The organism is Arthrobacter celericrescens (assembly GCF_003614925.1).
In the GTDB taxonomy this organism is placed as follows: Bacteria; Actinomycetota; Actinomycetes; order Actinomycetales; family Micrococcaceae; genus Arthrobacter; species Arthrobacter celericrescens.
Map to the genome: position 1 here is coordinate 74,315 of NZ_QYLP01000033.1, position 23,161 is coordinate 97,475.

At 64.3% G+C, this 23,161-nt stretch carries 22 protein-coding genes; 10 read left to right on the top strand and 12 right to left on the bottom strand.

All coding sequences use genetic code 11. From position 1 onward, the window contains the following. Position 1: 1 nt before the first annotated feature. Genes uxaC through D3654_RS08365 form a run of 4 tightly spaced genes read left to right on the top strand, consistent with a single transcriptional unit; the run spans position 2 to position 4,535 of the window. Positions 2-1,399 (top strand): glucuronate isomerase, encoded by a 1,398-nt coding sequence (gene uxaC / locus D3654_RS08350; protein ID WP_120521037.1) that lies wholly within the window; start codon positions 2-4, stop codon positions 1,397-1,399. Beyond that, positions 1,396-2,748: a mannitol dehydrogenase family protein gene (locus D3654_RS08355; protein ID WP_120521038.1), complete on the top strand. Its 1,353-nt coding sequence runs from the start codon at positions 1,396-1,398 to the stop codon at positions 2,746-2,748. The genes uxaC and D3654_RS08355 overlap by 4 nt, the downstream gene beginning before the upstream one ends. A gap of 28 nt (positions 2,749-2,776) precedes the next feature. Next, entirely contained in the window at positions 2,777-4,006 is a 1,230-nt protein-coding gene (manD, locus tag D3654_RS08360) for a D-mannonate dehydratase ManD (RefSeq protein ID WP_120521039.1), read from the top strand. After that, positions 3,996-4,535, top strand: coding sequence for a gluconokinase (locus D3654_RS08365; protein WP_245413145.1), 540 nt, complete (start codon positions 3,996-3,998; stop codon positions 4,533-4,535). The genes manD and D3654_RS08365 overlap by 11 nt, the downstream gene beginning before the upstream one ends. Positions 4,536-4,546: 11 nt before the next feature. Here D3654_RS08365 and D3654_RS08370 read toward each other — a convergent pair whose 3' ends face one another. After that, positions 4,547-5,365, bottom strand: coding sequence for a CPBP family intramembrane glutamic endopeptidase (locus D3654_RS08370; protein WP_120521041.1), 819 nt, complete (start codon positions 5,363-5,365; stop codon positions 4,547-4,549). Positions 5,366-5,432: 67 nt separating this feature from the next. Between D3654_RS08370 and pyrE the strand changes: the two genes are divergently transcribed. Then, positions 5,433-6,005 (top strand): orotate phosphoribosyltransferase, encoded by a 573-nt coding sequence (gene pyrE, locus D3654_RS08375; protein ID WP_120521042.1) that lies wholly within the window; start codon positions 5,433-5,435, stop codon positions 6,003-6,005. Between the two features lie 60 nt (positions 6,006-6,065). Here pyrE and D3654_RS08380 read toward each other — a convergent pair whose 3' ends face one another. The 11 genes from D3654_RS08380 to D3654_RS08435 all read right to left on the bottom strand — a co-directional run bounded on the left by D3654_RS08380 (position 6,066) and on the right by D3654_RS08435 (position 17,094). Then, positions 6,066-7,130: a hypothetical protein gene (locus D3654_RS08380; RefSeq protein ID WP_120521043.1), complete on the bottom strand. Its 1,065-nt coding sequence runs from the start codon at positions 7,128-7,130 to the stop codon at positions 6,066-6,068. Positions 7,131-7,505: 375 nt separating this feature from the next. After that, entirely contained in the window at positions 7,506-7,724 is a 219-nt protein-coding gene (locus D3654_RS08390) for a hypothetical protein (RefSeq protein ID WP_120521045.1), read from the bottom strand. Positions 7,725-7,936: 212 nt separating this feature from the next. Further along, the gene (locus D3654_RS08395) at positions 7,937-8,647 is read right to left on the bottom strand and encodes a GntR family transcriptional regulator (protein ID WP_120521046.1); all 711 of its coding nucleotides are present in this window, start codon (positions 8,645-8,647) and stop codon (positions 7,937-7,939) included. After that, complete coding sequence (locus D3654_RS08400) at positions 8,644-9,576, bottom strand: amino acid ABC transporter permease (RefSeq protein ID WP_245413146.1); 933 nt, start codon at positions 9,574-9,576, stop codon at positions 8,644-8,646. The genes D3654_RS08395 and D3654_RS08400 overlap by 4 nt, the downstream gene beginning before the upstream one ends. A 226-nt stretch (positions 9,577-9,802) precedes the next feature. Further along, on the bottom strand, positions 9,803-10,492 hold the full coding sequence (locus tag D3654_RS08405; RefSeq protein ID WP_120521098.1) for a GntR family transcriptional regulator: 690 nt from the start codon (positions 10,490-10,492) through the stop codon (positions 9,803-9,805). A gap of 42 nt (positions 10,493-10,534) precedes the next feature. Continuing rightward, positions 10,535-11,989 carry an NAD-dependent succinate-semialdehyde dehydrogenase gene (locus D3654_RS08410; RefSeq protein WP_120521047.1) on the bottom strand — a complete coding sequence of 485 codons (1,455 nt, stop codon included), beginning with the start codon at positions 11,987-11,989 and terminating at the stop codon, positions 10,535-10,537. A gap of 27 nt (positions 11,990-12,016) precedes the next feature. After that, positions 12,017-13,270: an aspartate aminotransferase family protein gene (locus D3654_RS08415; RefSeq protein WP_120521048.1), complete on the bottom strand. Its 1,254-nt coding sequence runs from the start codon at positions 13,268-13,270 to the stop codon at positions 12,017-12,019. A 77-nt stretch (positions 13,271-13,347) separates the two neighbouring features. Next, positions 13,348-14,484 carry an N-methyl-L-tryptophan oxidase gene (gene solA, locus D3654_RS08420; RefSeq protein ID WP_120521049.1) on the bottom strand — a complete coding sequence of 379 codons (1,137 nt, stop codon included), beginning with the start codon at positions 14,482-14,484 and terminating at the stop codon, positions 13,348-13,350. After that, the gene (locus D3654_RS08425; protein ID WP_120521050.1) at positions 14,484-15,251 is read right to left on the bottom strand and encodes an amino acid ABC transporter ATP-binding protein; all 768 of its coding nucleotides are present in this window, start codon (positions 15,249-15,251) and stop codon (positions 14,484-14,486) included. Before D3654_RS08425 ends, solA begins: the two co-directional genes overlap by 1 nt. Further along, positions 15,248-16,174, bottom strand: coding sequence for an amino acid ABC transporter permease (locus D3654_RS08430; RefSeq protein WP_245413147.1), 927 nt, complete (start codon positions 16,172-16,174; stop codon positions 15,248-15,250). Before D3654_RS08430 ends, D3654_RS08425 begins: the two co-directional genes overlap by 4 nt. Positions 16,175-16,185: 11 nt before the next feature. Beyond that, on the bottom strand, positions 16,186-17,094 hold the full coding sequence (locus D3654_RS08435) for an ABC transporter substrate-binding protein (RefSeq protein WP_120521099.1): 909 nt from the start codon (positions 17,092-17,094) through the stop codon (positions 16,186-16,188). Positions 17,095-17,512: 418 nt separating this feature from the next. Between D3654_RS08435 and D3654_RS08440 the strand changes: the two genes are divergently transcribed. The 5 genes from D3654_RS08440 (at position 17,513) to D3654_RS08460 (ending at position 23,157) form a co-directional block, all read left to right on the top strand. Then, the gene (locus D3654_RS08440; RefSeq protein ID WP_120521051.1) at positions 17,513-18,184 is read left to right on the top strand and encodes a haloacid dehalogenase type II; all 672 of its coding nucleotides are present in this window, start codon (positions 17,513-17,515) and stop codon (positions 18,182-18,184) included. Between the two features lie 27 nt (positions 18,185-18,211). After that, a complete protein-coding gene (locus D3654_RS08445) occupies positions 18,212-19,489 on the top strand; it encodes an NAD(P)/FAD-dependent oxidoreductase (RefSeq protein WP_120521052.1) in 1,278 nt (425 codons plus the stop codon). 70 nt (positions 19,490-19,559) lie between these two features. Then, positions 19,560-21,065 (top strand): aldehyde dehydrogenase family protein, encoded by a 1,506-nt coding sequence (locus D3654_RS08450; protein WP_120521053.1) that lies wholly within the window; start codon positions 19,560-19,562, stop codon positions 21,063-21,065. Positions 21,066-21,082: 17 nt separating this feature from the next. Further along, positions 21,083-22,177: a tartrate dehydrogenase gene (locus D3654_RS08455; protein WP_120521054.1), complete on the top strand. Its 1,095-nt coding sequence runs from the start codon at positions 21,083-21,085 to the stop codon at positions 22,175-22,177. Next, a complete protein-coding gene (locus D3654_RS08460; protein ID WP_120521055.1) occupies positions 22,174-23,157 on the top strand; it encodes a D-2-hydroxyacid dehydrogenase in 984 nt (327 codons plus the stop codon). Before D3654_RS08455 ends, D3654_RS08460 begins: the two co-directional genes overlap by 4 nt. The last annotated feature ends 4 nt before the right edge of the window (positions 23,158-23,161 follow it).

A 23,161-nucleotide genomic window follows, 5' to 3' on the forward strand; every position in this document is an offset into this window, starting at 1 on the left:
GATGTCCCACTCACTTGCAGCCCACCCGGACCGGCTCCTCCCGGCCGATCCCGGGACCCGGAACATCGCCCGCGCCCTGTTGGCCCGCGTGCAGGACCTGCCGATCATCTCCCCGCACGGGCACGTGGACGCGTCGGTGATCGAGCACAACACGCCCTTCCCGGATCCGGCGGCCCTCCTGGTGACGCCGGACCACTACGTCACCCGCCTGATCCACGCATCCGGTGTCGGCCTGGACCGGCTCCGGCCGCAGAACGCCGCCCCGCGCGAGATCTGGCGGACCTTCTGCCGCTCGTGGCCGCTGTTTGAGGGAACGGCCTCCGGGTACTGGCTGCGGACACAGTTTGAGTCCGTCTTCGGGCTGCGGGACGAACCCAGCGAGGAGACGGCTGATGCCAGCTTCGATGCGATCCTTGCCCGGCTCGCCGAGCCCGCCTTCCGCCCCCGCGAACTGTTCAAGGATTTCAACATCGAAGTCCTCGCGACGACGGATGACCCCCTGGACGAACTCGCCAGCCACAGGGCGCTCGCCGAAGACCCCTCCTTCCACGGCAGGGTGCTGCCGACGTTCCGTCCTGATGCCTACCTTAATGTTGCGCACCCTTCGTGGTCCGGCAACGTCGAACGGCTCATCGCCGCGGCGGGTGACGGAGCCGATGGTTACCGCGGCTACATCAGGGCCCTGGAGAACCGGCGCCGGTACTTTATCGAGCACGGCGCAGTCTCCGCCGACCATGGCGTCCGCACGCCGGCCACCCTCAAGCTGGACGCGGCCCAGGCGGCGTCCCTGTTCGAAAAAGCCCGTGCAGGCACGGCGTCGGCCGCGGACCGGGACGCCTTCGAGGCGCACATGATGTACCAGATGGCCAGGATGTCGGTCGAAGACGGCCTCGTCATGACCATCCACCCGGGGTCCTACCGCAACCACCACGGGCCCACGTTTGAGGCGTACGGCGCGGACACGGGCCATGACATCCCCGTTGCCGTGAACTACACCGAGGGCATCCGGCCCCTGCTCCAGGACTTCGGAACGGCCAAGGACTTCCACCTTGTGCTGTTCACTTTGGACGAGACCGTCTTCTCACGCGAACTGGCACCACTGGCCGGTTTCTACCCGTCCGTGTTTGTCGGCGCTCCATGGTGGTTCCTGGACGCACCCGATGCCATGCTCCGTTTCCGGGCCGCCGTCACCGAGACGGCAGGTTTCTCGCGCTCGTCCGGATTCATTGATGACACCAGGGCCTTCTGCTCAATCCCTGCCCGGCATGACGCATCCCGCCGGGTGGAAGCGGCGTTCCTTGCGCGGCTCGTCGCCGAGCACCGCATCAGCGAGGACCGCGCGCACGAGCTGATTGTCGACGTCGTGGATTCCTCACCCAGGAGGGTGTTCAAACTGTGAACAGCAATCCGGCCCTGCCAAGGCTTGATCGGAGCACCGTAGCCGCTCCCAAGGCCCCCATCCGCATTGTGCACCTCGGTCTGGGCGCCTTCCACCGCTCCCACCAGGCGTGGTACACCCAGCACGCCGGCGACTCGGCCGCGTGGGGTATCGCCGCGTTCACGGGGCGGCGCCCCGACGCCGCCGAGGCACTCGCTGCCCAGGACGGATTGTTCACACTGGTGGAACGTTCCGACGCCGGTGACTCCTTCGAGGTCATCGGCAGCATCGTGGAAGCGGTGGACGGCGCCGACGTCGGACGGTTCGCGGAGCTTGTGGCCGCACCCGCGACGGCGGTCATCACCCTCACCGTCACCGAGGCGGCCTACGGGCTGGGCGCCGCCGACCTTCCGCTGCTGGCCGCCGGGGGAGAACCCACGACGCCGATGGGCCGCCTCGTGGCCGGCCTCGCCGCCCGCAGGGACGCCGACGCCGGACCGCTCGCCGTGGTCAGCTGCGACAACCTCTCCGACAACGGGGCCGTAGCGCGCGAAGGCGTCCTGTCCCTGGCCCGCGGATTCGATGCGGAGTTGGCTGCGTGGATCGAGGCGAATGTCAGCTTCGTCAGCACCTCGGTGGACCGGATCACGCCGCGGACGACACCGGCTGACGTGGCTGCCGTGTCCGAGGCCTGCGGCTACCGGGACTCATCGCCCGTGGTCGCGGAACCGTTCGGCAACTGGATCCTCAGCGGCGACTTTCCCGCGGGCCGGCCGAGGTGGGAGGACGCCGGCGCCGTGTTCGTGGACGAGATCGAGCCATATGAGAACCGCAAGCTCTGGCTGCTCAACGGGGCCCACTCGATCCTGGCGTATGCCGGCCAGGTGCGGGGCCACGGGACGGTCGCTGAGGCGTTGGCTGACGCCGTGTGCCTGCAGGCTGTGGAGGAGTTCTGGGACGAGGCGGCCCGGCACCTTGAAGGCGCGGACCTGGGGATACCCGAATACCGCGAGGCCCTCCTGGAACGCTTCGGCAACTCGAGGATCGCGCACCACTTGGCCCAGATCGCCATGGACGGCACCGCCAAGCTGAGGATGCGCGCCCTGCCCGTCCTTGCCGCTGAACGGGCGGCCGGGCGATCCGGGGACGGCGCGGCGACTATGGTCGCCGCCTGGATCGCGTACGTGTCGTCCACCCCGGAAATCCGGGACCCGTTGGCTGCCGATATCCGCGAAGCACTGGAACTCACGCCTGAGCGCCGCACCGGGGCATTGCTGGCCCTGCTCAGCCCCGAGCTGGCGGCCGACCGCTCCCTCGTGGCCAGGATCCATGGCCTCCAGGACCGCTTCGCCGCCATCGTAGCCCACTGACTTAGACCATCCGAAAGGACCACCGACCATGAAAATCATTGCCGCTGACGTCTTCGTGACCAGCCCGTCCCGCAACTTCGTCACGCTCCGCATCACCACCGAAGACGGTGTGACCGGCATCGGTGACGCCACGCTCAATGGGCGGGAACTCGCCGTCGCCGCCTATCTCAAGGAACACGTCGCCCAGCTGATGATCGGCAAGGACCCGCACCGGATCGAGGACACCTGGCAGTTCCTGTACCGCTCCTCGTACTGGCGCCGCGGCCCGGTCACCATGGCGGCGATCGCCGCCGTCGACATGGCGCTGTGGGACATCAAGGGCAAGCTGGCCGGCATGCCGGTGTACCAGCTCCTGGGCGGGGCGTCCCGCAACGGGCTGCGCGCCTACGGTCACGCCTCGGGCTCGGACATCCCCTCCCTGTTCGACTCGGTGCGCGAACACCTGGAGCTGGGCTACAAGTCCATCCGCATCCAGACCGCGATCCCGGGCATCAAGGCCGTCTACGGGGTGGCCGCGCAGGCCCAGTCCTCCGGCGAACGCTACGACTACGAGCCCGCCGGCCGCGGCGCGTTCCCGGTGGAGGAGGACTGGGACACCCGCGCCTACCTGCGCCACCTGCCCACCGTCTTCGAAGCCGTCCGCAACGAGTTCGGCCCGGAAATCCCGCTGCTGCACGACGGACACCACCGCATGACCCCCATCCAGGCAGCCAAGCTCGGCAAGGCCCTGGAACCCTATGACCTGTTCTGGCTGGAGGACTGCACCCCGGCCGAAAACCAGGAAGCCCTGCGCCTGGTCCGCCAGCACACCACCACCCCGCTGGCGATCGGCGAAATCTTCAACACCGTGTTCGACTACCAGACGCTCATCAAGGAGCAGCTGATCGACTACGTCCGCGCCGCGTCCACCCACTTCGGTGGCATCTCGCCGCTGAAGAAGGTCATGGACTTCGCCGCCCAGTACCAGGTCAAGTCCGGCTTCCACGGCCCCACCGACATTTCCCCGGTGGGCTTCGCCGCGCAGCTGCACGTCGGCCTGGCCATCCACAACTACGGCATCCAGGAATACATGCAGCACTCGGACAAGACCAACGAGGTCTTCCAGCAGTCCATGACCTTCAAGGACGGCTACCTGCACCCGGGCGACAACCCCGGCATCGGCGTCGAGTTCAACGAGGAAGCAGCAGCCGCCTTCCCGTACCAGCAGGCCTACCTGCCGTACAACCGCCTCGTGGACGGCACTGTTCATGACTGGTAAAGCGGCCATGACTGGTAAACACCACCACATCGTGGTGATGGGCGTGGCCGGCTGCGGCAAGAGCACCGTCGGCGCTGCCCTCGCCGAACGCCTCGGCGCCGGATTCCTCGACGGCGACGCCCTCCACCCGCAGTCCAACATCGACAAGATGGCCTCGGGGACTCCGCTGAACGACGACGACCGGGCACCCTGGCTTGCCGAGATCGGCAGGCGGTTCGCGGCGTCGGACGCGTCTCTGGTGATCGCCTGCAGCGCGCTCAAGCGCGCCTACCGCGACATCATCCGCGGCGCGGATGGCACGGTGGTGTTGGTGCATCTGCATGGCACCCGCCAGCTCCTCAACGACCGGATGAACGGCCGCCCCGGACACTTCATGCCGGTCTCCCTGCTCGAGTCCCAACTGGCCACGCTGGAACCGTTGCAGGCTGACGAAGCCGGAATCGTCCTGGACATCGCCCTGGCCGTGGAGGATCTCGTGGATGAAGCGGCAGCGGAGCTTTCCGGAAGCCGCGTGGAGGCCGTGAGCTAATACAGGAAGACTCAGTACAGGAACACCGGCAGCCAGTCGCGGTTGTGGGAGTGCACCAGTGCGAGGAACAGCACCAGGTCGAAGAGCAGGTGCACGGACACCACGTAGCTGAGTGACTTGGTGAGCTTGAACGTGTAGCCCTGCAGGAGGGCAAACGGGAAAGTCAGCAGCGGACCCCACGACTGGTAGCCGATCTCCCACAGGAACGACGAGAAGATCACGGCCTGCAGGAGGTTGGCCAGCCAATCCGGAAAATGCCGGCGCAGCAGGGTGAAGGTGGTGCAGATGAAGAACAACTCGTCCCAGATGCCCACTCCGTTCACGCCGACGAAGAGCCGCCAGAAAATCGTCGGATCGGAGGCGTCCGGCCAGTTCCGGTAGACGCCTGTGTTGATCAAATAGGCGGGCAGGATGAGGTAACCCAGTGCCACAACTCCCAGCAGGTACAGCTTCGCCGCGAGCGGCCACCGCCGCCCGGTCTTCACGGGGAATCGGATGATGTCCTCGCGGTAGGCGAACCTGGACACCAGCCATGGCACCAGGACGGCCAGCGCCAGCGCTCCGCCCATCAGGGCCATGTGGCCCAGGCTGAGATCGGCATTTAGCGGCACCAGGCTGATGATGACCATCCCGGCCGCGATCAGTGCGAGGTGCCGCATCAGAAGCCGGTCGATGAACGCGGCAATGATGACCCCGGCGGCGAGCAGGCCGTACCCGGGGATGCCTTCCTGGAGCGCGAACAGCGGCACGGCGGACAGCGACAGGAGCGCAGCCGGCAGCAGTTTCCAGCTGAGCGCGGTCCAGGTGGCTTCCGCCGGGAGTGATGGCACCTTCTAAGCATGTCAGGGCCGCGACACCAAGCCGGGGAGGAAGGCGCGCCAGTCTAAACTAGGAACCATGACTCCCGTTGCTGACGCCTCCGCTGCCCGTGCCCGCCTGCTTGAACTCATCAAGGAACTGGCCGTGGTCCGCGGCAAGGTGATCCTGTCCAGCGGCAAGGAAGCCGACTACTACATCGACCTGCGCCGCATCACCCTGCATCACGAGGCCTCCAAGCTGGTGGGCCAGGTCATGCTGGAAATGATCGACGACGCCGGCATCCAGCTTGAGTGCGCCGGCGGCCTCACCATGGGTGCCGATCCCGTCGGTACCGCCGTGATGCACGCAGCAGCCGACGCCGGCCGCGCCGTGGACGCTTTCGTGGTCCGCAAGGCGCAGAAGTCCTACGGCATGGGCCGCCAGGTGGAAGGTCCCTCGGTGGAAGGCCGAAACGTGGTGGTCCTCGAAGACACCTCCACCACCGGCGGCTCGGCGCTGACCGCCGTCGAAGGAGTCCGCAACGCCGGCGGCAACGTGGTGGCCGTGGCCGTGATCGTGGACCGCAACACCGGTGCCAAGGAAAAGATCGAAGCCGAAACCGGCGTTCCGTACCTCTACGCCTTCGGCAAGGACGAACTCGGCCTCAACTAAGGACCGCTTCGCATGGCCGGACCCGGCAGGGGCCGGCCATGCTGCGTTTAGGAGCAGAGCTCAGGAACCGCTATAGGGCACCCGTTCCCAGCTCAGCACATCGCTGCCGGCGGAAGCGTTGGGCGCTACGTCAACGCGCAGCCACTCATTGCTTGTTGCGGCACCTTCCACCGTCACGCGGTGGAGGTTTTCCACTTCGCTCTCGTTGTAGACGTTCAACCAGGGAGACCCTTCAGCCAGCGGTGCGTCGTCATTGAAGACATGGCTGTCGCCGTTGAACAGATACACCGGACGGCCGAAGGTGCGGGATCCTTCCGCGATGGCTTCGACGATCGGACGGAAGCCGCTCACGAGTTCCGGGTTGTCTTCGACGCCGTTGGCGAGCATGTAGGGGTCGAACATGTCGGCTTGGGTCATGACAACGACGGCCCTCGCGTTGGTCCTGGCGGCGTCAGCGAAGGTGCGTTGCAACTGGGCGACGTCGGCTGCCGTCCTGGTCTGCACCTCTGCAAGCTGTGCTTGGTTGGGTTCCGTCTGGCCCAGGCCCGACCACGGCGCAAGGGAGTTGTTCGATCCCTGGACGTTCACCACGGAGAAAGCGATCCGCTGCTCAGCGAAGGTGACGTTCTCGGGAAGGCCCTGGTCGGCGGCGGACTTCACGGGCATTGTGCCGCCAAGGGTCTTGCCTGGCTGGGCGAAAAACAGCTCCCGGAGCGCAGCCAGCCGTTCGAGGGGATCGTAGCTGCCGTTGTTGACGCGGTGGCAGTCCACCCACTCGTTGTCGCCGGGGGTGTAGACCAGTGGTGCTTCGAAGCGGTCAAACTGCGTCTTGATGGCGGCGAAGTATTCGTCCGTGCACTGCGCCGATCCGGCCTTGATATCGCCGACGTGGGTGACGAAGCCCAGCTCGTCCTGGCGGTTCAGCTCGGTGACCATCCCGGGGAAGCGGTCGAACTGCGCCGCACCATAGGGAACATCACCGATCACGGCAAAAGTGAAGGCACCGGACTGCGGGTCGGCCGGCAAGTCGGCAGGGGTTGCAGCCTGGGACGGAACTGCAGCCGAAGTAAGAAGGGCGAGGGCTGCTGCGGCCCCCAGAAACCGGGAATGATTGCGCGTGGGCATGACTGTCTCCATCAAGTCGGTAGATGCGGTGTCCGCAAATCTAGGCCGATGAGGAGGCCATGGAGGGAAGGCCGGATGTCGGAGAACTGAACATCTTCGCGTCCTTCCGTAACAACGGCAATGCCGCCGGTCCCGCTGTCAAGCCGACCCCCCAAGCTGCAGGTGGATTGCCAGTGTGACGGCTGTGAGCGCCAGGACGGCAGCGCAGGCTTTGATCAGGTGGGTCCTGGACTTCCGGTGCCGGGAGGTCAATGGATGCCCGCCCCTGACCTTCCTGCGCGGGCTTGCACAAGCAGCGGAACTGGTGAGGAAACCAGCCGCGATTAGAACCATCACAGTGAGCATGTGTTCGCTTGTCCGCGGCGTGCAGGAGGCCTAACGAGGGAACGCATCGCGGTAAATCATCAGCTCGTAGTCGTCATCGATATGGAAAAGCCGGCGGTGGCCGATGTCATCGGTCACCCAGATTAATTGCCCATCTTCAGTCCGGTCATCGATGGAGCCGCGGTGGCAAGGGACTCCGGCCTGGCTCAGGATGACGAGGTCACCTTGCTCGAGGGACTTCCAGAGAGATGTGTGACTGCTCTGTCGCACTTTGTCTACCTTTCTGATGCTTTTGGGGCGTGGTGCCGCAGGGGGCTGCCGGAAGCGGCCGTGGGAATGCGGGGAACCAGGGATCCTGGGAATGCGGGGGAGCGGCAGGATCGTGACAACAAGCATATCGTCGATTGTTGACAATTTGAAGGGGGCGGGTGGTGCGAATTAGGCGGGGAGTGCGTGCCGGCTCCACGCGGGCTGCGCAGCCCCTAGGCGCCCAGGGCCTTGTCGTGCTGCGTGGTCAGATCCTCGACAGCCTTTTCCAGGTGTAGCCGGATGGCCCTGAGGAGTGCCTTTCTGTCACGGCGTGCAAGCAGATCGAGGAGGACCTGGTGTTCCTCGACAAGCGCATCCACCCTCGGATAGGAGACTTCGAGGTTGAGGATGCACATTCTCGATTCGGCGGCCAGGGTTTTGTAGCTCCGGATGAGGCGGGAGTTTCCAGTACCGGACACGAAGGACGTGTGGAACTGCATATCCAGCCGCGCGATTTCCTGCCAGTTGGAGACTGCTACCTGCTTGGCCATTTCGCCGAGCGTCTCCTCGAGGACGCTGCACGTCTCCTCAATGGTTTCAGAAGGGGAAGCAAGGAGTTCCTCCGCAGCTGTTGACTCCAATGCCTGGCGGACAGCGTAGATTTCCCGGATGTCCTCGGAGGTTAGTTCCCGCACGAAGACGCCGCGGTTGCGCTTGTTGACGAGGATTCCCTCCTGGCTTAGCCGCTGTAGGGCCTCGCGGATGGGGCCCCGCGATGTATTCAGCTGCACAGCCAGGACAGACTCGTTGACTTGCTGGCCCGGGAGGAAAGCACCTTGCACGATTTGCTCCCGCAGTTGGTCGGCGATCAGCTGTGCAGTGGGCCTTCCCTCCAGGACAAAGGGGCTTTCCGTTGTCGCTGCGCTGGTGCTGTCGGTGCTCATCGGGCTGCACCTTCCGGTTCGGTGTGGAAAATCCGCTTGGCGCGGCGGGGAAGGGCTGAGGTTGCGCGGGAGTATTTTTGCTCGAGCTTGGATTGCGGGTAGCTCAGCAGGAGGGTCATGACGAGATACCAGAGGCTGGCGACTATGAGCAGGGGGATGGTTTCGTACGTGCGGGCGTAGATGAGTTGTGCACTCTGGAGCAGTTCGGCCACGCCGAGCACGCTGACCAGCGAGGTTTCCTTGAACATGCCGATCACCTGGTTGCCGGTTGCGGGGATGATCGAGGGCATGGCTTGGGGGATGATGACTTTGCGCATTTTCATCGCGCCGCTCATGCCGAGTGAGTCGGCTGCCTCGATCTGGCCCTTGCCTACCGAGGAGAAGCCGCCGCGGATGATTTCGGCCATATAGGCGGCTTCGTTGAGCGTTAGGCCGACGAGGGCGGCTGTGATGGGCCCCATTAACGCATTGGTGTCGACGGCGGTGCCAATGTTGGTGAAAGGGATGCCAATCGTCAGGTTTGGGTAGAGGGCCGCGATGTTGAACCAAAAGATCAGCTGCACCAAGACCGGGGTGCCGCGGAAGAGCGTGATGTAGAGGCTCGCGGCGATGGAAACCGGCTTCACGCGTGAGGAGCGCAGGATGGCGATCGCGAGGCCGAGCAGGGTTCCCAGGGCCATGCTTGCCATCGTGAGGAAAATCGTGAGCATGAGCCCGCGGAGGATAGTTTCGTGTGTGAAGTATCGGGCGACCACGTGCCACTTGAAGTTTGGATTGGTTGATACGGAATACAGGACGCCGACGGCAAGCAGGCTGCAGGCCAGCCAGGCAGCGTATTCGAAGATGCTCCGGCGCTTGAGCCTTGGTTTGAGCGCAGGGTCAATCCCGCTCGTCGCGCTTTTACTTTGGTGATGAATCTTCGCGGCCACGACGCACCTACTAATCGAGTTCGGCCCCAGTGCTGGCACCCTTTCCGGGCCACCTATCCGCAATGGAACGCCCCCTTGGCCAAATTGTCAACAATTTGCCTGGCCATGGGGCCTGCTGTGGGGGGCTTGGGGGTCTGGCCTTGTTAACCCGAAACGGCTGTTGCAAGCCCGATGATGTTCCGGGTGTTGCAACAGCCGTTCGAGACAGCGCAGGGTTTGTCCATGGCTAGGCGGTGACCTGGTCCGGTTGCCTTTCGGTCAGGTCCTCGACGGCCTTTTGCATGTGCCGTTTGATCGCCTTAAGGAGTCCCTTCCGGTCCCCTGCCTCCAGCAGATCCAGCAGGTTTTGGTGCTCCTCCACCAGGACGTCCACCCGGGGGTAGGAAACTTCCAGGTTGACGATGCACATCCTCGATTCAGCGGCCAGCGTCTTGTAGATCCGGATCAAGCGCGAATTTCCTGCGCCGGCAACGAAGGAGGTGTGGAACTGCATGTCCAGCCGAGCAATCGCTTGCCAGTCGGAGACGGCTACTTGTTTCGCCATTTCGCCGATGGTCTCCCGCAGGACTTCACATGTGGCTTTGATCTGCTCCGGGCTGCCGTCCAGCAGGGCGTTTGCCGCAGCCGATTCGACAGATTCACGGACCGCATAGATCTCCTGGATATCCTCGGTTTCCAGTTCGAGGACAAACACGCCACGGTTCCGATGGCTGACGAGGATGCCCTCCTGGCACAGACGCTGCAGCGCCTCCCGGAGAGGTCCCCTGGACGTATTCAGTTGGCCGGCCATGACGGATTCGTTGATCTGCTGTCCGGGGCGGAAAGTTCCCTGGACGATCTGTTCCCGCAGCTGATCAGCGATCAGCTGCGCCGTTGGCCTTCCTTCCAGTACAAAAAGCCCATCCGGTGTTGCCATCGACATCCCCCTCATCTCATTCTTTGCTAACTACATGCGTGACTACACAGCGATTGCGGTGTATTTGGTCTCAAGAAATTCCTCGATACCTATTTTGCCGCCTTCGCGTCCCAGGCCTGACTGCTTGACGCCTCCGAAGGGCGCCGCAGGATTGGAGACGATGCCGGTATTGAGGCCGACCATGCCGACTTCCAGCCCGGCGGAGAAGCGGAGGGCCTTGTCCATGTTCTCGGTGAACACGTAGCCAACCAGTCCCCATTCCGTGTCGTTGGCGAGCCGGAGCACTTCGTCCTCACTGTCGAACGCGGTGATGGCTGCGACCGGGCCGAAAATCTCGGTGCGCATCAATTCCGCGTCCGCGGAAACGTCAGTCAGGACCGTGGGGGTGTAGAAGTATCCGGGGCCTTCCGGACGGCTTCCGCCGGTCAGGATTCGAGCTCCCTTGGAGACGGCGTCGGCGACGAGGCTCTCAACCTTGTCCAGGCCCTTCTGTTCGATGAGGGGTCCGACGTCGGTCCCCTCCAGAGCGCCGTTGCCCACCTGCAGCTCGGAGATCCGCTTGGCGAACTTCTCGCTGAATTCCGCGGCGACGGAGCGGTGCACGAAGAAACGGTTGGCGGCGGTGCAGGCCTCTCCCATATTCCTCATCTTGGCCTTCAGCGCGCCGTCGACTGCCTTTTCGATGTCGGCGTCGGCGAGGACGATGAACGGGGCGTTTCCACCCAGCTCCATCGAGGACCGCATGACATTGTCCGCCGCCTGGCGCAGCAGGATCTTGCCCACCTCGGTGGAGCCCGTGAAGCTGATCTTGCGGGCAATGCCGCTGCCCATCCAGGCCCCCACAACGGTGGAGGCATTCGACGTCGTGACGACGTTCAGGACGCCGTCGGGAAGACCTGCCTCGCGGAAGAGCTGCACCAAGGCCAGGGATGTGAGCGGAGTGAGCTCCGCCGGCTTGAACACCATGGTGCAGCCTGCGGCTACCGCCGGGGCGATCTTGCGGGCGCCCATGGCCAGCGGGAAGTTCCACGGAGTGACCAGCACGCAAGGGCCGACCGGCTCCTTCGTGATCATGATCCGGGTGTTGCCGTCAACGGAAGTTGCGTGGTCGCCGCCAACACGAACGGCTTCTTCGGAGAACCAGCGAAGCATTTCGGCACCGTAGGCCACTTCGCCCTTTGCCTCGGCCAGGGGCTTGCCCATTTCCGCGGTCATGATCGCCGCGAGGCGGTCGGTGTTGGCAATCACCAACTCGAAGGCCTTGCGCAGAATGTCCGCCCGCTGGCGCGGAGTGGATTTTGCCCAATCCGCCTGGGCGCGGCCCGCAGCCTCGATGGCAGCGCGGGCCTCCTCCGGGCCGCCGTCGGCCACGTGGGCAATGACCTCGTGCGTGGCCGGGTTTTCGACGGCGAAAGTGGCTCCGTTGGCAGCCTTTTGCCAGGCGCCATCGATGAACAGTTCAGTGTGAAGACCCGAAGGGTCGAATGAGGTGCTCATGTCACGCTTTCATGAATCGGGGGAATGTTAGACGGCGGCTGTCTTCAGCGCCTGGGTGAACCGGGTCAGGCCGGCCTGGATCTCGTCGCTGCTGACGTTGAGCGGCGGGATGATGCGGATGACGTTTCCGTGGGGACCGCACGTCAGGAGGAGGAGTTCTTCCGGGATGGCCGCCTGCTGGACGGCAAGTGCGGTTGCTGCGTCCGGGGTTCCATCTGCGGCGGTGAACTCCACGGACTGCATCAGGCCGCGCCCACGCACATCGCCGATTGTGGCGAACTGGCCCTTGAGGCTGTCCAGCCCGGCGCGGAGTTCGTCGCCGCGGACCAGGGCGTTCTGGACCATGTTCTCGCGCTCGATGACAGCGAGGGTCGCCACGCCCGCGGCAGCGGCGACGGCGTTTCCGCCGTAAGTGCCGCCCTGCGAGCCCGGCCATGCCTTGCCCATCAGCTCCGTTGAAGCTGCGATGGCCGAGATCGGGAATCCGCTGGCCAGGCCCTTGGCGGTGATGATGACATCCGGAATGATGCCTGCCCAGTTGTGTCCCCAGAACTTTCCGGTCCGTCCGACGCCGGCCTGGACCTCATCGACGATGAGCACGATGCCGTGCTTGTCGGCGCGTTCCCGCAGCCCCTGCAGGAAGCCCGCCGGGGTCGGGATGTAGCCGCCGTCCCCGAGGACCGGTTCGATGATGAAGCCGGCAGTGTCGGCCGGGCTGCTGATGCTGGCCAGCAGCTGGTCCAGTTCCTTCAGGGCGAAGTCGACGGCGGTTTCCTCATCCCAGCCGTAGCGGTAGGCGTGCGGGAAAGGCGCGATGTGCACGCCGCTCATCAGCGGCGAGAAGCCCGAGCGGAACTTCGTGCCGGCCGTGGTGAGGGAGGCGGCGCCGACGGTGCGGCCGTGGAAGCCGCCGTGGAAGGAGATGATGTTCGGCCGTCCGGTGGCCATGCGGGCCAGGCGCACCGAGGCCTCTACAGCCTCGGAGCCGGACGTGGCGTAAAAGACACTGTCCAGCCCGGGCGGCAGGAAGTTTCCCAGCCGTTCGGTGAGCTCAAGCAGCGGCTTGTGCATCACGGTGGTGTACTGCGCATGGACAATCTTCCCCACCTGCTCGCGGGCTGCGGCCACCACGTCAGGGTGGCAGTGACCGGTGCTGGTGACGCCGATGCCCGTCGTGAAATCGAGGTACTTCTTGCCGTCGGTGGCATAGATCCAGCTGCCGAGGGCGTGGTCGACGACTACAGGGGTCGCCTGCTTGAGGATGGGACTGAGAGTTGCCATGGGTTCATGCTTTCTTATGGACTGTAGATTGTCAACAATTTGCGATGTGAGGCGTATCGCTGTGGTGACAGGACGGTTTAGCTTGTCTTGAATCGTTCCGGGCGAATGAAGCCCAGGCCGTCGAAGGTCTGCTTTCCGAGGGCTTCGCGTGCGGCGATGTACCCGAAGCCCGTGGCGTTCTTGAAACCGGCCCCGGAGAAGCCGGTGGCGCAGTAGATCCGGCTGCCATCGCTGATCGGGCCAAGAAGGGGCTGGCTGTCCTTGGTGTAGAGGTCGGGGAAGGCATCGGTGCGGACGATGTTCGGGATGAGGCCGGGGAAGAACTCGCTGACGGTGTCCGTGGTTTCTTCGATTTCCGCAGCGGTGAGGTCGCGGGGGACTGCGTCAGGGTCCGGCGTCGGTTTTCCGCGGCCGTCCAGTGTTGCCTTCACCGTGACGCCGTCGACGGCGGGTGCGCCGTACATGGAGCGGTCTTCGTAGATCCGGATGAAGATGGGGAATTTCTCCGGGGTGAATTGGCTGGCATCGTTGGCGACGAACCAGGACAGGAAGATCCTTTTGGTTTCCGTCGCGTTCTCGAGGTAGTCGGGCATGAGCCTGCGGGACCAGCCGCCGGAGGCGACGATGACGTTCTCGAAGGTCCAGGACTTGCCGCCGGCGGTGACGATGACGCCGTCGTTGGTTTCGGTGATGCTGTCCACGGGGGTGTTGCGGTGGACGGTGGCACCGTTGGCTTCGGCGGCGGCGACTGCCGCGGTGACGGCGCGGTCGGTGCGCAGGGCACCGGCGTTCGGGTCGTAGACGGCGACGTCGTCCGGGCGGAGGTTGTGTTGCGGGTACCGTTCGGCCAGTTCTTGGTGACTGAGGAGCTGGTGTTCGGCGCCGGTGGCTTTGGTGGTTTCCAGGACGGCGTTGATGTAGGGGCCGTTGGCGGTGCCGATGGACAGGCCGCCGCAGCGGGTGAGAATGTCCTGGCCGGTTTCGGCTTCGAGTTCGGCCCAGAGCCGCTGGGAGCGCTGAAGGATGGGGTAGAAGTCGGGGTTGCCGCGGTAGATCATGCGGAAGAGGCGGGTGTCCCCGCCCACGGCGCTGCGGCCGTGGGCGGGAGTGGCGGCCTCGAAGCCGACTACCGAGTCGGACAGCCGGGATGCTTGCCACAGGGCCATGCTTCCGATACTGCCCAGTCCGATGACTGCGAGTTTTCCGTCGGTCATTAGAGCACCTTTTCCAGGAAGGACCGGGTGCGGGCTTCCTTCGGATTGCCAAGCACTTCGCGCGCATCGCCGCGCTCGACCACGAAGCCCTCGTCCATGAAAAGCAGGGAGTCGGAAACTTCGCGGGCGAAGCCCATTTCGTGGGTGACGACGACCATGGTCATGCCCTTTTTGGCGAGGTCCTTCATGACAGCGAGGACTTCGCCGACCTTTTCCGGGTCCAGCGCGGAGGTGGGTTCGTCGAAGAGCATGATTTCGGGGTCCATGGCCAGGGAACGGGCGATGGCCACGCGCTGCTGTTGTCCGCCGGAGAGCTGGGCGGGGTACTTGAATCCGTGGCCGTCGAGTCCGACGCTGGCCAGCAGTTCGTCTGCCCGGGCGGCAGCCTTCTTCTTGTCCACGCCTTTGACCAGGACCGGGCCGGACATGACGTTTTCCTGGGCTGTCATGTTGGGGAAGAGGTTGAACTGCTGGAAGACCATGCCGACCCGGGTGCGCTGCTCGGCCAGCTTCTTCTTGCTCAGGGCGTGGTAGGCGGTTTCGGTTTCGTGGTAACCGAAGGTTTCGCCGTTGACCTGCAGGACTCCGAGGTCCACCGTCTCCAGGCCGTTGATACAGCGCAGCAGGGTGGACTTGCCGGAGCCGGACGGGCCGATGATGCAGCAAACCTCGCCGCTGGCGACGTCCAGGTCGATGTTCTGCAGGACCGTCTTATGTCCAAAGGATTTGCGGATTCCGCGGGCGTGAATGGTGCCGTCGGTGCTCATCGGGCAGCGCCTTCCGGTTGGGCAACCCGCTTGGCCTTGCGCGGCAAGGTGGAGGTTGCACGGGAGTATCGTTTCTCGAGCTGGGCCTGCGGGTAGCTCAACAGCAGGGTCATCACCAGATACCAGAGGCTGGCGACGATCAGCAGCGGGATGGTTTCGTAGGTCCGGGCGTAGATCAGCTGGGCGCTTTGGAGCAATTCCGCGACGCCGAGCACGCTGACGAGGGAGGTTTCCTTGAACATGCCGATGAACTGGTTGCCGGTCGCTGGAATGATCGAGGGCATCGCCTGGGGGATGATGACCTTGCGCATCCGCATGCCGGCGCTCATGCCCAGGGAATCGGCGGCCTCGATTTGTCCCTTCCCTACGGCGGAAAAACCGCCGCGGATGATCTCGGCCATGTACGCGGCCTGATTGAGGGTCAGGCCCACAAGGGCTGCGGTGATCGGGCCCATGATCGCATTCGTGTCCACGGCCGTGCCGATGTCCGTGAACGGGATCCCGATCCTCAGGTCAGGGTAGAGCGCGGAGATGTTGAACCAGAAGATCAGCTGCACCAGCACCGGGGTGCCGCGGAACAGGGTGAGGTAGAGGCCCGCGGCGATGGAAACCGGCTTCACGTGGGAAGCGCGCATGACCGCCAAGGCAAGGCCGAGCAGCGTTCCCAGTGCCATGCTCGCGACCGTGAGGAAAACGGTGAGCACCAGGCCGCGCAGGATCGATTCGGCGAAGAAGTACTTTCCGACGATGCCCCACTTGAAGTTGGGGTTTGTCAGGACCGAGGCGAGGATCCCGAGGCCGACGAGAATGCTCAGGACCCATCCGGCGTACTCGGTGGGAGTCCGAAGCCGAAGCCGCGGCTTGAGGGCTGCATCGATGCCACCCATCGTGGTTTCACTTCCTTTGCTGATAGTTGTGACCATGGAGGCGCCCCCTAGTTGAGCTTGGCGTCGGTGATGGCGCCGGACTCAAGACCCCAGGTCTCGAGGGACTTCTTGTACTCGGGGGTCTCCAGGACGGACTGGATGGCGGCCTGCAGGGCGGGGGTCAGCGGTGAGCCCTTCTTCACGCCGATAGCGGTGACGTCGCTCGAGCCGACATTGACCCGGCCGAGGAGGGTGAAGGAGTCCGGCTGCTGCTTCGCGGCCCACCCGAGTGCGGTGGTGTCGTAGAGGATGCCGTCGATCCGCTTGGAGTGCAGTTGGGTCAGGGCTTCCTGGACGTTGGGCAGCGTGACGGCGTTGATCGCCGGCTGTCCCTTCGAGGTGCAGGTCTGCTCCGAGAGGGCCGGGAGGCGCTTGAGCTGGCCGGTGGAGCCGGCAGTGACGGCGATGTTCTTGCCGCACAGGGTCTCCATGCTGAGGTTCAGCGGGTTGCCCGCGGCCACGGCCACGGAGCTGCCGGCCTTGAAGTAGTCAATCATGTCGAGCACCTCGAGCCGTTCTTCGGTCTTGGACATGGTGGTGGCCGTGAAGTCATAGCGGCCGCCATCGATGCCCGGGACGATCGTGTCGAACTTCGTGTCCTCGAACTTCAGCTTCAGGTCCAGCTTCTTTGCGATGAGCCGCGCGATGTCCGGGTTCAGGCCGATCGGCGTCTGGTTGTCCTCCGCGAGGAACGTCGTCGGCGGGTAGTGCAGGTCCATCGCGACCGTCAGTTCGCCCTTGTCCTTGTAGGACTGCGGAAGCAGGCTGACAGCCTTGGCATCGGGCTGGATGCCTGCCGAGATGTCGGCGGTGTTCGAGCTCTGCGGGTCCTGCGTCGCGGCAGCGCCACAGGCGCTCAAAGCCATCAGCACCGCAAGTCCGGTAGCGGCAGTCTGGATCTTGCTCATTGTCTTCATGATGCTTCCCTTCAAAAATGGGTTTCAGGTGAAGTTGGTTTCGCCGAACGAGTGGGTATTTTCGGAGGGCTTCCAAGTGGCGTCCTTGTCAGTTCGGAAGCCGGTCCCAGGGGCAATCGGGGAGGTGTTGGGTTCAAAGTGCTGTGATACGGGTCTCGTTCTGCATCCACTGCCTATGCAACTCCTCAAATCGCAGATTGTCAACAATCGACGATAAGTGAAATATTTGGCGCGGGTTTGGGCCCCGGGTTACATGAGAAGGTTTCGCAACAGAAACTGTTGACAATCTACAATTCTGGGACCTACAGTCAAAGCATCTGGTTCTCGACGCCCAGGAATCTCCGGCCCCCCACACGACCTGAAGCGGGACGGCGGACCACCGGGCGTCCCGCAAAAGTCATCTATGAACGGACGAATTATGGCAACCACCAACCGGCCGAAGTACATCTCCTTCGATGTCTACGGCACTTTGATCAACTTCGACATCGATCCCACCACGCGTCGCCTGCTGGATGGCCGCCTGCCTGAAGAAGAGTGGCCCGCGTTCAAGAAGGTCTTCCGCGGGTACCGCTTCGACGAGGTCTGTGGTGCCTACAAGCCCTACGAGCAGATCCTCCAGGACTCCTTCGACCGCGTGTGCAAGTACTGGGGCATTGAGTCGAACGAGGATGCCGGCGCACAGTTCGCCGAGGCTGTCCGCGGCTGGGTTGCCCACGAGGACGTGCCGGCCCCGCTGAAGCTCATGGGCGACAACTACAAGTTGGTGGCCCTGTCCAACGCCGATAACAGCTTCCTGGACATCAGCATCCCGAAGCTCGGCGCTGAGTTCCACGCCGTGCTGACCGCTGAGCAGGCCCAGGCCTACAAGCCGCGCTACCAGGCCTTCGAGTACATGCTCGACACCCTGAACGCCAGGCCGGAGGACTTCCTGCATATCTCTTCGCACACCCGCTACGACGTGCACCCGATGCACGACATGGGCTTCCGGAACCTCTGGCTGCTGGACCGTGGCTATGACCCCATTGGCCCGGGCTATGACCTCAACGTTGCTAAGTCCCTGGACGAGATCAACAAGCACCTCGGTCTCTAGACCGACTTCGAGGCGAAAGGCCATCCCGTGAAACTCATCCCTTACTGGCTGGACACAGCCGAACCTTCCGGCGATTACCGCAGCACCCCTGTCCCGGAAGCTGTCGACGTCGCGATCATCGGTGCCGGGTTCACCGGCCTCTCCGCTGCGCTTGAGTTCGCCCAGCAGGGTGCGAGCGTCGCCGTCTTCGAACGCCACACCGTGGGCTGGGGCGCGTCCGGCCGCAATGGCGGCATGGCCACCACCGGCCTGGCCATTGGATTCAGCACGGCGGTCAAGCGGTACGGGGTGCCCCGCGCCGTGGAGATGTTCCGTGAGTACAACGACGCCATTGACAGCATCGAGAAGCTGGTCCATGACCACGCCATCGATTGCGACTTCAACCGCTTCGGAAAGCTCTCGCTGGCCTACCACGAGTCGCACAATGACGGCTTCAAGAAGTCCCAGGAACTGCTGGCCAAGCACGTGGACCACTATGTCACCCTCATCCCGAAGGCCGACATCCACAGTGAGATCGGCACCGACTTCTACAAGGGAGCGATGCTCGACCCGAAGGGCGCGGGACTCCACGTCGGTAAGTTCGCCCACGGCCTCGCAGGGGCAGCCGCAACGGCCGGCGCGCTGATCTGCGAAAACGCGGGAGTGACCGAGCTCAAGCGGGTCAGCGGCACCGTGCACGATGTCCACACCACCCGGGGTATCACCCGTGCCAAGCAGGTCCTGGTCGCCACCAGCGGCTACACCGGCAGCATTACGCCGTGGATGCAGCGCCGCGTGATCCCGGTGGGCAGCTTCATTATTGTCACGGAGCCGCTGCCCGAAGACGTGGTGAACCGGATCCTCCCCAACAGGCGCCAGGCCTCGGACAGCAAGATGCTCACCTACTACTTCCGCATCACGCCCGACAACCGGCTCCTCTTCGGCGGGCGGGCGCGCTTTGCGCTCTCGAGCCCCGACTCGGACGTCAAGAGCGCAGAGATCCTCCGCAAGGCGATGCTCGAGCTCTTCCCGTACCTGTCCAACGCCAAGGTGGACTACATCTGGGGCGGCCTGGTGGATCTGTCGATGGACCAGATGGTCCACGCCGGCGAGCACAATGGGCTTTTCTACTCGCTCAACTACAGCGGCCATGGCGTCCAGATGGCGGCCCACATGGGCAAGCGGATGGCGCATTACATGGGCGGAGACAAGAGCGCCAATGTGTGGGAAGACCTGAAGAACCCGCCCGTTCCCGGCCACTTTGGTCCGCCGTGGTTCCTGCCCTTCATTGGGGCGGCCGCGAAGATCATCGACCGGATCAAATAGACCAGCTGGCCAGCAGGGACCGGCTGGCCAGCTACCAACCACCCAATCACCCACCTAGCCAAGGGACCACATGTTGCCATCAACAATCCTCGATGACGCGCGCCCGGAAACGGGGGACAGCCGCTCAGAAGTCGCCAACCTTCCTGGAGGTGCCTTCCTTGAAGGGCGCTGGCAGACCGGCGGGATGACCCTTGAGGTCAGGGATCCCCAGGACGGATTCGTCGTGGGGCATGTGTGCGCCTCCGCGCCGGAGGACGTCAAGCGTGCCATCGGCCATATCCAGCGCGATCTGCAGCTTGCAGACTGGCCCCTTCGTGCCCGGCGCGAGGCGCTGGAGAAGGCTGTGCAGTTGCTGGGTGAGCAGTCCGGGCGCTTCGCTTCCATCATCGCGGCGGAGAGCAGCAAGACAATCAGCGAGGCCGAGCGCGAGGTGCGCCGCTGCCAGGAAACCCTGCGGTTGTCCGCCGCCGCGGCGGAAGAGCTGGTGGGGGAAACGCTGGCCTTCGAGGACAGCCTGGCCGCGGGGGCCAAGGTCGGCTGGTACAGCCGGAAGCCCGTGGGCATCGTCGCGGCGATCACGCCGTTCAACGATCCGCTCAACCTGGTGGCGCATAAACTCGGCCCGGCCCTGATCGGCGGCAACGGCGTCGTGCTCAAACCGTCCGGGCGGACACCGCTGAGCGGACTCGCGCTGGTACAGCTGTTGTTGGAAGCCGGAGTTCCGTCGGGACGGATTGCAGCGATCGTCACCGGCGAGGGCGTGTCCGAAGCGCTGGTCACCGATCCGCGGGTGGACTTGATCTCCTTCACGGGCGGCCCGGTAACTGCGGACCGGATCGCCGCCGCTGCAGGAGCGAAGAAGATCCTGTCCGAACTCGGCGGCAACAACGCCACGATTGTGTGCGCTGACGCTGATCCCGAAACCGCAGCGGCTGCGATCGTGGCAGGTGCGTTCGGGGTGGCCGGGCAGAACTGCCTGTCGGTGCAGCGGGTATATGTACACATCTCGCTCTACGACCGTGTCCTGGAGCACGTAGTCCGCGGCACCAAGTCGCTGAAAGCCGGGCCCAAGTTCGACCGCGCCACCGACATCGGGCCGCTGATTTCCGAGGCCGAGGCCCGCCGCGTGGAGGAATGGGTCGACGAAGCCACAGCGGCTGGGGCCACCCTGCACGCCGGCGGCAAACGACGGGCCGCCTATTACGAACCGACAGTCCTGACTGATGTGCCTTCGAAATGCCGGGTCATCCGGGACGAGGTGTTCGGCCCAGTGGTGAGCATCCTGCCGTTCATCGAGGTCCAGGACGCCGTCTACGCAGCCAACAACACCGAGTATGGCCTGCAGGCCGGGGTGTTCACCCGGTCCATTGACCAGGCCTTGTCGATCGCGGACAAGCTGCACGTCGGCGCCGTCGTCATCAACGAAACCAGCGACGTCCGGATCGATTCCATGCCTTTCGGCGGCTTCAAGAAGTCCGGCGTCGGGCGCGAAGGCGTCCGGCATGCCGTCCGTGAAATGACCGAACCCAAGAACACGATCGTCAACCTCGGCGACCCCGCAGTAGCACCGGCCTGAAGGCAAACGGAGAATCCATGAATACCCACAACATCGCGGTCATTGCAGGTGATGGCATTGGCAAGGAAGTTGTCCCGGCAGCAATCGCCTGCCTGGAGCGCATTGCAGCCATCCATTCGTTGAGCCTCAACTTCACCCATTTCGAGTGGGGTTCCGACTACTACAAGCGGCATGGGCGGATGATGCCGGTTGATGGCCTGGACCAGTTGGCCCGGCATGACGCCATTTTCCTCGGCGCGGTGGGCGATCCGGAGGTTCCGGACACCGAGTCGCTGTGGGGCTTGCTGATCCCGATCCGCCGGGAGTTCCAGCAGTACGTCAACCTCCGTCCGGTCAAGACGCTCGACGGCGTGGCCTCGCCTCTGGCAGCGAAGTACCCGATTGATCTCCTGATCGTCAGGGAGAACAACGAGGGCGAGTACTCGGAGGTCGGGGGACGGATGTACCGCGGCCTGCCGCAGGAAAGCGCCGTGCAGGAAACCATTTTCACACGCCTGGGTGTTTCCCGGGTTGCCCACTTCGCGGCCTCACTCGCCTCTGCCCGCAGTGGAAGGCTGACGTCCGCCACGAAGAGCAACGGCATCATCCACACCATGCCTTTCTGGGACGAGGTGGTGGAGGAAACCGCCGGTGGCTATCCGGGGGTGGCGGTCACGCACGAGCTGGTGGATGCACTCGCCGCGCACCTGGTCCTGAAGCCCTGGACCTTGGATGTCATTGTTGCGTCCAACCTTCTCGGTGACATCCTGTCCGATTTGGGCAGCGCCGTCACGGGGTCCATCGGCCTGGCGCCGAGTGCCAACCTGAACCCGGACGGGTACTACCCGTCCCTTTTCGAACCGGTGCACGGCTCGGCTCCGGACATCGCCGGCAAGGGCCTCGCCAACCCGGTGGGCCAGATCTGGTCCGGAGCGATGATGCTGGAGCACCTCGGCCATCCCGAGGCGGCCGCGCACCTCCAGGCGGCGTTCGAGTCCGCACTGCGCGACGGCCATGGAACCCGCGACGTCGGGGGGACATCCTCGACGTCGGAATTCACGGCCGCTGTCCTCGCGGCGATCGAGCTATTGGCCGCTGACCAGCCGGCCGTTTCAGGGACATCGGCGCCGTGACTGCCGCAAGGGAGGCCGGGCGCCCGAAGGTTGCGGTCCTGTACAGGGAGGCGCTGCCGCCGGGGCTAACAGAGATCGAAAGGCTCGCCGAGGTCCGGTTGACCAAGGCGGACAGCCTCGCGAAGGCTTTGAACGGGGCGGACGTGCTGTACCAATGGCACTCCTTCTCGCCCGCGCTCAAGGAGAACTGGGACGCCGCCTCATCAGTGAAGTGGGTCCATGTCTCCGCAGCCGGGGTGAGCCAGCTGATGTTTGATGAGCTGGTGGCAAGCGACGTTACCTACACGAACTCCCGTGGTGTGCTGAGCCGGGCAATTGCGGAGTTCGCGCTCGGATTTGTACTCGATTTGGCCAAAGACGCGCAGGGTTCGTTCCGGCTGCAGCAACAGCAGCGCTGGCAGCACCGGACCACCCGCAAGATCCAGGGGCAGTCCGCGCTGGTGGTGGGCACGGGTTCCATAGGCCGTGAAATTGCCCGGCTTTTCAGGGCTGTGGGGATGGAGGTCGACGGCGCAGGCCGGACCGGCCGGTCCGGGGACGCAGACTTTGGCCTGATCTACTCTTCCCGCGAGCTGGCCCAGATTGTCCGTTATTACGACTACGTGGTTCTTGCCGCACCGTTGACGGAGGAAACCAGGGGTTTGGTCGATGCCAGGGTCCTGGAAGCCATGAAGGCCACTGGAGCCCTGATCAATGTGGGGCGGGGACAACTCGTTGAGACAGATGCGTTGATCGCCGCCCTCGAATCGGGCTCCATCGCCGCTGCTGCCCTGGACGTCGTGGATCCCGAGCCGCTGCCGGAAGGGCATGCGTTGTGGGGGATGGAGAACGTCATCATCACCCCGCACATGTGCGGTGACACCGTGGACTACCTCGATGACCTCGGAAAACTCTTCGTGGAGAACCTCCGGCGGTACTGCAATGGCGAACCGCTGGAAAACATCGTGGACAAGTCCCTCGGATACGTCCCCGGCTTCTGAGCCC